The organism is Pseudomonas sp. CMR5c (assembly GCF_003850545.1).
GTDB classification, from domain to species: domain Bacteria; phylum Pseudomonadota; class Gammaproteobacteria; order Pseudomonadales; family Pseudomonadaceae; genus Aquipseudomonas; species Aquipseudomonas piscis.
Genome location: NZ_CP027705.1, coordinates 413787 through 424933, shown reverse-complemented (window position 1 = coordinate 424933; position 11147 = coordinate 413787). Strand labels below are relative to the sequence as shown.

Sequence of the window (11147 nt, the reverse complement as noted above, 5' to 3'; positions counted from 1 at the left end):
TATATCGACAAGGCCCGGCGAACGCCGGGCCTTGCTCACAGTTCCAGCGCCTGGCCGGCGGGCTTACTCCAGGGCCTTCCAAATCTCCGTGGCGTACTCGCGAATGGTCCGGTCCGAAGAGAACCAGCCCATTCGCGCACTGTTGAGCACCGCCGAGCGCCACCATTCCTTGGAATCGTGCCAGCGCTCCTCGACCCGGGCCTGGGCATTCCAGTAGGCATCGAAGTCGGCACAGACCAGGAACCGGTCATGGTCCACCAGCGAATCCACCAGGCCGGTATAGCGCGACGGATCGTCCGGGGAGAACACCCCGCCACGGATCGCCTGCAGGACATCGTTGAGCCGGTGGGACGCGGCGATATCCGGCGCCGCGCTGAACTCGCCGTTGCGCTTGCGTGCCTCCACCTGCTGGGCGGTGAGGCCGAAGATGAACATGTGCTCGGCCCCGACCCGCTCGCACATCTCGACGTTGGCGCCGTCCAGGGTGCCGATGGTCAAGGCGCCGTTGAGGCCGAACTTCATGTTGCTGGTGCCCGAGGCCTCGAAACCGGCGGTGGAGATCTGCTCCGACAGGTCGGCGGCGGGAATGATGCTTTCCGCCAGGCTGACGTTGTAGTTGGGCAGGAACACCACCTTGAGCAAGCCACGCACCGTAGGGTCGTTGTTCACCGTGCGGGCGATATCGTTGGCCAGCTTGATGATCAGCTTGGCCTGGTGATAACTGGCGGCGGCCTTGCCGGCGAAGATCTTCACCCGGGGCACCCAGTCGGTTTCCGGCTCGGCGCGGATCGCCTGGTAGAGCGCCACGGTATGCAGCAGGTTGAGCAACTGGCGCTTGTACTCGTGGATACGCTTGACCTGCACATCGAACATCGCCGCCGGGTTGACCGCGATCCCCAGGCGCTCATGGATGATCGCCGCCAGGGCCCGCTTGCTGTGCAGGCGCTGCTCGGCGAACTGTTTGCGAAACGCCGGCTTGTCGGCCAGGGGCTCGAGCGCCAGCAGCCGGTCCTCGGGACTGTCGAGCAGCTCGGGGCCCAGGGCGTCCACCAGCATCTGGGTCAGTTGCGGGTTGGCCTGGTACAGCCAGCGGCGGAAGGTGATGCCGTTGGTCTTGTTGTTGATCCTTTCGGGGTACAGCTTGTGCAGTTCGGAGAACACCGTGCTACGCATCAGCTGGGTATGCAGGCCGGAAACGCCATTGACGCTGTGGGAGCCGAGGAACGCCAGGTTGCCCATGCGTACCCGGCGGCCGTTGTCCTCTTCGATCAGCGATACCGCCCGCAGCACGTCGAAATCATGCAGGCCCTTGGCCCTGAGCGAATCGATGTGCTGGGCGTTGATCAGGTAGATGATCTGCATGTGCCGTGGCAGCAGGCGCTCCATCAGGCCCACCGGCCAGGTCTCCAGGGCCTCTGGCAGCAAGGTGTGGTTGGTGTAGGCCAGGGTTTCCACGGTGACCTGCCAGGCCGCATCCCAGGCGATGCCATGCAGGTCCACCAGTTGGCGCATCAGCTCGGCCACGGCGATCGACGGGTGGGTATCGTTGAGCTGGATGGCCGCATGCTCGCCGAGGCTGAGCACCGAATCGTGCATGTTCTTGTGCCGGCGCAGCAGATCCTGCAGGGACGCCGAGACGAAGAAGTATTCCTGGCGCAGGCGCAGCTCCTGGCCAGCCTCGGTGCTGTCGGCCGGGTACAGCACCCGCGAGATGCTCTCGGCCCGCGCCACTTCGGCCACGGCGCCCAGGTGGTCGCCGGCGTTGAAGCGCTCCAGGTGCAACTCCTCCATGGCCCGTGCCCGCCACAGCCGCAGGGTGTTGACGCTGGCACCGCGCCAACCCACCACCGGGGTATCGTAGGCCACCGCCCGCACGGTTTCCGCCGGCCACCAGACCTGGCGGGTCGCGCCGCTCTCGTCGACCACGGTCTCGACACCGCCGCCGAAACCTATGGAGTAGATCACCTCGGGACGCTCGAACTCCCAGGGGTTGCCGAAGTCCAGCCAGTGCTCGGTCTGCTCCTGCTGCCAGCCATCGACTATGGCCTGGCGGAACAACCCGTGTTCATAACGGATGCCATAGCCATGGCCGGCAATCCCCAGGGTCGACATGCTTTCCATGAAACAGGCCGCCAGGCGCCCGAGGCCGCCATTGCCCAGGGCCGCGTCGGGCTCCAGCAGGCGAATGCGCTCCAGGTCCACGCCCAGGTCCGACAGGGCTTCGCGGGCCACGTCCAGCAGCCCGAGGTTGCTCAGGCTGTCGACCAGCAAGCGGCCGATCAGGAACTCCAGGGACAGGTAGTACACCCGCTTCTGGCCCCGGCGATAGATCTGCCGGGTGTGATCCATCCAGTGATCGACCATGTGGTCCCGGGCCGCCAGGGCGATGGCCTCGAACCAGTCATGGTCGAAGGCGTGGTCCGGATCCTTGCCGACCGCATAGGTGAGTTTGGTCAAGACGGCTTCACGAAAAGCCGCTACCTCCGTGTCGCGAACAGGGGATTCCTGAGTCATCGTTAAGACCTCTGACGAGATACACAGTGAGCATGGAATTGACTGAGCCTAGTCGGTCTGACACGAGGTGAAGGCTCTGGTTCGGCCTTGATTCAAATGACCGGGCAAAAAGCGCCGTCCCCCGCTCCAGCGGTGAAAAAGCAAGCAGAGGTCGTACCAGCACGAAATAACTGGCACATCAGTACGAAAAATCCGACGCAAAGTTGTTCAAAAATCCAGCAGTCCCGGTATGATCGCGCGCCCCCGAAAACATGCCGGAACCCACCTTGATGAACTCCAACCTGATTGCCGCCGCGGAAATCGATCGCCTCGATACCTGGGCCAAGTACTCCGCGCCCATGTGCGGTTCCTGCATGTCCAGTTGCTGCACACTGCCAGTGGAAGTGAAGATCAAGGACCTGATCCGCATCGGCATCGTCGACGAGTTCGAGCGGGGTGAGCCGGCGAAGAACATCGCCAAGCGCCTGCAGAAGGAAGGCATCGTCGAGCGCTACAACCAGAAGTCGGAAATCTTCACCTTGCAGCGCATGAGCAACAACGACTGCCTGTATCTGGACCGCAAGAGCCGCCTGTGCACCATTTACGACAAGCGCCCCGATACCTGCCGCAACCATCCCAAGATCGGCCCGCGCCCAGGCTACTGCGCCTACAAGCCCAAGCCCCTGGAACGCCCGAGCAACACCAGCCGACGGACCCTGGAACGCTTCTGATCCCCGCCCGCCCTCTACAACTCTGCCGCCGCTGTCGTTGTAGATACCGTCTTGGCCGGTAACGGGCAAGACGGTCCCTACAGGTTTTCTCCAGGCATAAAAAAACGCCCCCGGCCTTGCGACCGGGGGCGTTTTTCATTCAGCCAGTCTTAGTTGGACTTGGCTTTCTTGGCAGCGCGGGTACGCTCGCCTTCGTCGAGGATCTTCTTGCGCAGACGGATCGACTTAGGAGTCACTTCGCACAGCTCGTCGTCCTGGATGAATTCCAGGGCCTGCTCGAGGGTGTGGCGAACTGGTGGTACCAGGGCGATGGTCTCGTCCTTGCCGGAAGCACGCATGTTGTCGAGCTTCTTGCCTTTGGTCGGGTTCACGCCCAGGTCGTTGTCACGGCTGTTCAGGCCGATGATCTGACCGTTGTAGATCTCCTGGCCGTGCTCGACGAACAGCTTGCCGCGCGCCTGCAGGGTTTCCAGGGAGTAGGTCAGGGCCTTGCCGGTTTCAACCGATACCAGAACACCGTTCAGGCGGCCGGACATGTGGCCGGACTTCATGGTGTCGTAGCGATCGAAAATCGAGGTCAGGATGCCTGCACCGTTGGTCAGGGTCAGGAACTGGTTACGGAAACCGATCAGACCACGGGCTGGAATGTTGTATTCCAGGCGTACACGGCCCTTGCCATCCGGCGCCATGTTGGTCAGGTCGGCTTTACGCAGGCCCATCTCTTCCATGACCTTGCCCTGGGATTCTTCAGGGATGTCGATGGTCACGTTCTCGAACGGTTCCTGCTTGGTGCCGTTCACTTCGCGGATGATCACTTCCGGACGGCCTACAGCCATCTCGAAGCCTTCGCGACGCATGGTTTCGATCAGAACCGACAGGTGCAGCTCACCACGGCCGGAAACCTTGAACTTGTCGGCCGAGTCGCCTTCTTCAACGCGCAGGGCAACGTTGTACAGCAGTTCCTTGTCCAGACGCTCCTTGATGTTACGGGAGGTCACGAACTTGCCTTCTTTACCGCAGAACGGCGAATCGTTTACCTGGAAGGTCATGGAAACGGTCGGCTCGTCGACGGTCAGCGGCTTCATCGCTTCGACGTTGTTCATGTCGCACAGGGTGTCGGAGATGAACAGCTCCTCGAAACCGCTGATGCAGACGATGTCGCCGGCAGCGGCTTCTTCAACGTCCACGCGGTGCAGGCCGTGGTGACCCATCAGCTTGAGGATACGGCCGTTGCGCTTCTTGCCTTCGGTGTCGATGGCGACAACCGGGGTGTTCGGCTTGACGCGACCACGGGCGATACGGCCAACACCGATCACACCCAGGAAGCTGTTGTAGTCCAGGGCAGAGATCTGCATCTGGAACGGACCGTCACGGTCGACGCTTGGCGCAGGTACGTTGTCGACGATCGACTGGTACAGCGGGGTCATGTCTTCGGCCATGTCGGTGTGGTCCAGACCGGCGATGCCGTTCAGGGCCGAGGCGTAGACCACTTTGAAGTCCAGCTGTTCTTCGGTAGCGCCCAGGTTGTCGAACAGGTCGAAGATCTGGTCCAGAACCCAGTCAGGACGAGCGCCCGGACGGTCGACCTTGTTGATCACCACGATCGGACGCAGGCCGGCTTCGAAAGCCTTCTTGGTCACGAAACGGGTTTGCGGCATAGGGCCGTCTTGAGCGTCGACCAGCAGCAGCACGGAGTCGACCATGGACATTACGCGCTCAACTTCGCCGCCGAAGTCGGCGTGGCCGGGGGTGTCCACGATGTTGATGTGGTAGCCGTTCCAGTTGATGGCGGTGTTTTTGGCCAGGATGGTAATGCCGCGCTCTTTTTCCTGGTCGTTGGAGTCCATCACGCGCTCGTCGTTGAGCTCGTTGCGCTCCAGGGTGCCGGACTGGCGCAGGAGTTTGTCTACCAGGGTGGTCTTACCATGGTCAACGTGGGCGATGATGGCGATGTTGCGTAGATTTTCGATCACTTGTGTATCTCGATCAGAGGATTCGGTGTGCTGACCAGTGCGGGCAGCGATGGACAGTAGATTCAGGCCTTGCCGTTACAGCTTGACGGCGGCGTCGGGGGGCCGGTGACGCAAGCCACAGGCGAACAGCCCCGGGCATTTAGCTCGGTCTATAAACGCGCACATTGGCATGTCCCTCGCTGAGCAGATGGTGAGCATGCAGGCGACTCATGACGCCTTTGTCGCAATACAGCAGGTACTGGCGGTTGGGGTCCAGCTCCTTGAAACGAGCGTTCACCGCATAGAACGGCAGCGCTTGCACTTCGATCCCCGGCAGTTCCAGCGGATCGTCTTCCTGGGCATCCGGATGGCGGATGTCGATGACGATCTGGCCGGCCAGGGCTTCGTCGACTTCCTCGACCTTGAGGTCCTGGCCCAGCTCGTCGATCACGCGATCGATCGGCACCAGCTTGGCCCGCTCGATCGCTCGCTCGAGCACGGCCATGTCGAATTCTTTCTCTTCATGCTCGACGCGATGGCGCTTGGCATTGGTCTTGGGGTTCACCGAGATGACCCCGCAGTATTCCGGCATGTGCCTGGCGAAATCGGCGGTGCCGATCTGGTTGGCCAGGTCGATGATGTCCTGCTTGTGGCTGGCGATCAGCGGCCGCAGCACCAGCTTGTCGGTCACGCAGTCGATCACCGACAGGTTCGGCAGGGTCTGGCTGGAAACCTGGGAGATCGCCTCGCCGGTGACCAGCGCGTCGATGTGCAGGCGCTCGGCGATGCTCGAGGCGGCACGCAACATCATACGCTTCAAGATGACGCCCATATGACTGTCGTCGACCTTGCCCAGGATCTCGCCGAGCACTTCCTCGAACGGCACGCTGACGAACAGCACGCGCTGGGAGCTGCCGTACTTCTTCCAAATATAGTGCGCGACTTCCATCACGCCCAATTCGTGGGCACGACCGCCCAGGTTGAAGAAGCAGAAATGCCCCATCAGGCCGCGGCGCATGATCTGGTAGGCCGCCACGGTGGAGTCGAAGCCGCCGGACATCAGCACCAGGGTCTGTTCCAGGGCGCCCAGCGGGTAGCCGCCGATGCCGTTGTGCTGGCTGTGGATCACGAACAACCGTTGGTCGCGAATTTCCATCCGCACTTCGATTTGCGGCTCTTTCAGGGAAATTCCCGCCGCACCGCACTGCCGGCGCAACTGGCTGCCGACGTACTTTTCCACATCCATGGAGCTGAATTCATGCTTGCCGGCACGCTTGCAGCGCACGGCGAAGATCTTCCCTTCCAGGGCGTGGCCGAAGTGCTGCTTGCACTTGGCGACGATGTCGTCGAAATCCCCCAGGGGGTATTCATCGACCTGCAGGAAATGCGCGATGCCGGGCATGCAGCGCAGGCGCTCGGTCATCTCCTTCAGGGCCTTGGGCTCGCTGACGGCGGTTTCCAGCTCGAGGTTGTCCCACACACCATTGACCACCACGGCCGGGTCCAGGTCGCGGAGCACGGCACGGATGTTCTTGGCCAGCTGACGGATGAAACGCGTCCGTACCGGGCGGCTCTTGATGGTGATTTCCGGGAAAACTTTAACGATTAGTTTCATGAAAACAGCGCGCGCTGGGCCAGCCGAAAAAGGGGGGCGCGGATTATAGCGGAAATTGCTCAAGGTTTAACCAGTTAATGTGCAGAAGGTTTTCAATGCACCAAAACGGGTCATTCATTCGAATAAGCGCTACATTGCAGTGCGCAAAAAGCCGGCGTTCGTTGCCATGGGTCGCACAAAGCGTGGTTTTGGAGCACAAAACCCATCCCAGGGCACTGGCATGCAATTTGCTCCCTTGTGAGGCAGGTTGCCATGGCAGAGTATTCGCGCCGGCATCACCCACATTCTAAGGGCACTCCAACATCAAGCCCGAAGCCACCCCGGAGGACACTATGTCGAAGTCGGTTCAACTCATCAAAGATCATGACGTCAAGTGGATTGATCTGCGCTTCACGGACACCAAGGGCACTCAACATCACGTGACCATGCCGGCTCGTGATGCGCTGGATGAGGACTTCTTCGAAGCGGGCAAGATGTTCGATGGTTCCTCCATCGCTGGCTGGAAAGGCATCGAAGCCTCCGACATGATCCTGATGCCGGACGACGAGACCGCCGTGCTCGACCCGTTCACCGAAGAGCCGACCCTGATCCTGGTGTGCGACATCATCGAGCCTTCGAGCATGCAGGGCTACGACCGTGACCCACGGGCGATCGCCAAGCGCGCCGAAGAGCACCTGAAGGCCACCGGTATCGGCGACACCGTATTCGCAGGTCCAGAGCCTGAGTTCTTCATCTTCGACCAGGTGAAGTTCAAGTCCGACATCTCCGGCTCGATGTTCAAGATCTACTCCGAGCAAGGCTCGTGGATGTCCGACCAGGACGTGGAAGGCGGCAACAAGGGCCACCGTCCAGGCATCAAGGGCGGCTACTTCCCCGTGCCACCGTTCGACCATGACCACGAAATCCGTACCTCCATGTGCAACGCACTGGAAGAAATGGGCCTGACCGTCGAAGTCCACCACCACGAAGTGGCGACTGCCGGCCAGAACGAAATCGGCGTCAAGTTCAACACCCTGGTGAAGAAGGCCGACGAAACCCAGACCCTGAAGTACGTGGTGCACAACGTGGCCGACGCCTATGGCCGCACCGCCACCTTCATGCCAAAACCGCTGTACGGCGACAACGGCTCGGGCATGCACGTACACATGTCGATCTGGAAAGACGGCAAGAACACCTTCGCTGGTGAAGGTTATGCCGGCCTGTCCGATACCGCCCTGTACTTCATCGGCGGCATCATCAAGCACGGCAAGGCCCTGAACGGCTTCACCAACCCGGCCACCAACTCCTACAAGCGCCTGGTGCCAGGCTTCGAAGCTCCAGTGATGCTGGCCTACTCGGCCCGTAACCGCTCCGCTTCGATCCGTATCCCTTACGTGTCGAGCCCCAAGGCCCGCCGTATCGAAGCACGCTTCCCGGACCCGGCTGCAAACCCGTACCTGTGCTTCGCCGCACTGCTGATGGCCGGCCTGGACGGTATCCAGAACAAGATCCACCCAGGCGATGCCGCGGACAAGAACCTGTACGACCTGCCGCCTGAAGAGGCCAAAGAGATCCCGCAAGTTTGCGGCAGCCTGAAGGAAGCCCTGGAAGAGCTGGACAAGGGCCGTGCGTTCCTGACCAAAGGCGGCGTTTTCAGCGACGACTTCATCGACGCCTACATCGCCCTGAAAAGCGAAGAAGAGATCAAGGTCCGCACCTTCGTGCACCCACTGGAATACGAGCTGTACTACAGCTGCTGATCCGGTAGCGCTCGCGCAAGCGGCGTGATCGAAAGGCCTCCTTCGGGAGGCCTTTTTCATTCCCGGCACAAACGCCCCGGGGATTTTCCGTGGGCGTCCCGCCAGCTTGCAGGCATCATGGCCAGCCCATTACCCACCCGGAAGCCCGCCGATGAAATCTTCCCTGAGCCTGTTTCTCGCCCTGGCCTGCGCCCTGTCCGCCAGCCTGGCCCGGGCCGATGACAGCCCGGCCAGCCTCGCCCCACTACTGGGCAGCATCGCTGAACGCCTGACACTCGCCGAGCAGGTGGCCTTGAGCAAATGGGACAGCCACAAGGCCGTGGAAGACCGGCCCCGGGAGCAACAGGTGATCGCCGCAGCCACGGCCCAGGCTGCCAGCCATGGCCTGGATGAAGCCATGGTGGAGCAGTTCTTCGCCGCGCAGATCGAGGCCAACAAGCTGGTGCAATACGCCAGGCTCTCGGCCTGGAACCTGCAAGGCCGGGCTCCGGACACTCCCCGCCAGGACCTGGCCGGACAGATCCGCCCGCAACTGGACCAGCTGCAAAAGCGCCTGCTGCAACAACTGGCCAGCTTCGCTCCCCAGCGCAGCGACCCGCACTGCCCGCAGTGGCTGGCCCGGGCCAACCAGGCCAGCGCCGGCGAACCGCTGCGCCAGCTGGCGATGATCCGGGCCACCGCCGAATTATGTGTATTCAAAGGTTAACCACGCCCGCCCCTGCCCGGTGCGCCCCTATGCTGAGGGCTCACCAGGAGGATCCGGACCATGCGTATCGCTGCTTTATGGCTGCTGTGGATAACCCTGCTGCCGGCTGATGCGGCCCTCTATCACCCCACCGCCGGCCATTGCACCGGCAGCGACCGAGGATCCAGCGACTGGCCGTCTTCGAACAGGGCACCGGCCGCCTGCCAGACCAGCCAGAGGCAGGCCTACCGCCGCCTGCAGCTCAACGGAGTGCAGGAGCAGGGCGCGCTGCGGGCCAACAACGGCAGCTTCAGCGTCCAGGTAGACCTGCACCCGCCGCTACAGCCGTCCCATCGCCTGCGCCTGCTGCTGGATGGCGAGCCTCACGGCGCCCCTGGCCGTGGCCCGCAGTTGCATTTGTCGAACCTCGACCGCGGCCTTCATCGCCTGGCGGTGCAAGTCCTTGAGGGCGAACAAGTCCTGCAGCAAAGCGCGGAAATCAGTTTCTTCCTGCTGCGCGCCCACCGCTGAACGACTCCTGGGCCTGCACCGGTTGTTCCCGTCCGGCCAGGTGCATGCGTCGCTCATGCTCCAACAGCCAGCGTTTGCGCCATAGACCACCGCCATAACCGGTGAGCGAGCCATCGGCGCCGATCACCCGATGGCAGGCGATGACGATGGCGATCTGGTTGGCGCCATTGGCCCGGGCCACGGCGCGCACCGCCGTCGGCGAGCCGATATCCCGCGCCAACCCGGCGTAACTGCAAGTGCTGCCCAGGGGAATGGCCCGCAGCGCCTGCCATACCGTACGGGTGAAGGCCGAGGCCTGCATCGCCAACGGTGTCTGGAAAGACACCGGCTCACCGGCGAAATAACGGCGCAGTTCGGCCTCGATCTGGTCGATGGGGGCAAAACGCCCGAAGCCGATGCTCGAACCACTGCTGTCCTGCAACTTGCGCAGCTCCCCCGCCAGGGCCGGGCGGTCGAAGAACTCCAGCAGATGCAGGACCTGGGCATCGGCCACGGCCAGCATCACGCCGATGGGGGTCTGCAACCAATCCACCTTGAGCAGCTCGCGCCCCCGCAAGTTCGAGGGTGGCTGGCCGACCAGCCGGCCGAAGGCCTTGCGAAAGCCGCTGTCGGAGTCGAAGCCGGCACTGATCTGGGCCTCGATCACCGGCTCGCCCGATGCCAGTTGCTGCATGCCCCGGCCCATGCGCCGCAAGCGGGCCATCTCCAGGAAGGTCACGCCGAAGTAGCGCTTGAAGGCACGCCGCACGGTGGACGGGTCCAAACCCAGGCGCACCAGGTCATCCTCGTACCAGCGGCGCTCGGCATCCGCGTGCAGTTGCTCGAGCAAGACCTTGACCCAGGGCTCCTGGACTCCCGCCTCGGCCAGTGGGCGGCAACGCAGGCAGGGGCGAAAACCCGCTTCGACACACCCCTTGATCGAGCCGAAGAACACCGTGTTATGGCGCTTGGGCTTGCGGGCGGCACAGGTCAGGCGGCAGAACACTCCGGTGCTTTTCACCCCGACATAGGCAAAACCTTCATAGGCCGGATCGCGATCCAGCAGTGCCTGGTACAGGGTGTCGTCGTCGGGGAGGCGAAACAGCAGGGGGGCGTGGTCCATGGTGCATCCTGGATCTTCGAGCATCGGGTCCGGCACTCTAAACCCGCGCCTGGATGGTTGCCGCTGAAAAACGGGCGTCGATTCACCATCCAGCCGAAGGATCATGCACGGACACAGATCATGCACTATATTGGTGCACAACCTTGCACCCATGGCTCATCGACCACCCATTTTGGGTCGAAAACCTTCGCCAGGGCTGGCAGCCCGCTAGGCAAGCGTCGTTCAAACGCCTGTTTCAGGGGCTCGGACGCTTCTTTTCGGAGCCTTGGTTTGGTTTTTGCATTTTCCCCATGACAGTG

8 protein-coding genes are annotated in these 11147 nt (G+C 62.3%); 4 read left to right on the top strand and 4 right to left on the bottom strand.

Going from position 1 to position 11147, the window contains the following annotated elements; translation table 11 throughout:
- Positions 1-63: 63 nt before the first annotated feature.
- Positions 64-2514, bottom strand: a complete 2451-nt coding sequence (locus C4K40_RS01975; protein ID WP_053132541.1) for a glycogen/starch/alpha-glucan phosphorylase — start codon at positions 2512-2514, stop codon at positions 64-66.
- A 266-nt stretch (positions 2515-2780) separates the two neighbouring features.
- On the opposite strand from C4K40_RS01975, the gene C4K40_RS01970 reads away from it, so the two are divergent.
- Positions 2781-3224, top strand: coding sequence for a YkgJ family cysteine cluster protein (locus tag C4K40_RS01970; protein ID WP_031320092.1), 444 nt, complete (start codon positions 2781-2783; stop codon positions 3222-3224).
- Positions 3225-3373: 149 nt separating this feature from the next.
- Here the strand turns inward: C4K40_RS01970 and typA are convergent, their stop codons facing one another.
- Positions 3374-5197: a translational GTPase TypA gene (typA, locus tag C4K40_RS01965; RefSeq protein ID WP_022639515.1), complete on the bottom strand. Its 1824-nt coding sequence runs from the start codon at positions 5195-5197 to the stop codon at positions 3374-3376.
- A 139-nt stretch (positions 5198-5336) separates the two neighbouring features.
- Positions 5337-6791: a tRNA uracil 4-sulfurtransferase ThiI gene (gene thiI, locus C4K40_RS01960; RefSeq protein WP_053132543.1), complete on the bottom strand. Its 1455-nt coding sequence runs from the start codon at positions 6789-6791 to the stop codon at positions 5337-5339.
- Between the two features lie 332 nt (positions 6792-7123).
- On the opposite strand from thiI, the gene glnA reads away from it, so the two are divergent.
- From glnA to C4K40_RS01940, 3 genes are all read left to right on the top strand, one after another.
- Positions 7124-8530, top strand: a complete 1407-nt coding sequence (gene glnA / locus C4K40_RS01950) for a glutamate--ammonia ligase (protein ID WP_053132545.1) — start codon at positions 7124-7126, stop codon at positions 8528-8530.
- A 151-nt stretch (positions 8531-8681) separates the two neighbouring features.
- The gene (locus tag C4K40_RS01945; RefSeq protein ID WP_053132548.1) at positions 8682-9236 is read left to right on the top strand and encodes a chorismate mutase; all 555 of its coding nucleotides are present in this window, start codon (positions 8682-8684) and stop codon (positions 9234-9236) included.
- Positions 9237-9296: 60 nt separating this feature from the next.
- A complete protein-coding gene (locus tag C4K40_RS01940) occupies positions 9297-9746 on the top strand; it encodes a hypothetical protein (protein WP_022639258.1) in 450 nt (149 codons plus the stop codon).
- On the opposite strand, the gene C4K40_RS01935 is transcribed toward C4K40_RS01940, so the two are convergent.
- Positions 9715-10848, bottom strand: coding sequence for a bifunctional transcriptional activator/DNA repair enzyme AdaA (locus tag C4K40_RS01935; protein WP_053132551.1), 1134 nt, complete (start codon positions 10846-10848; stop codon positions 9715-9717). The two genes, C4K40_RS01940 and C4K40_RS01935, sit on opposite strands and share 32 nt — an antisense overlap.
- Positions 10849-11147: the final 299 nt, after the last annotated feature.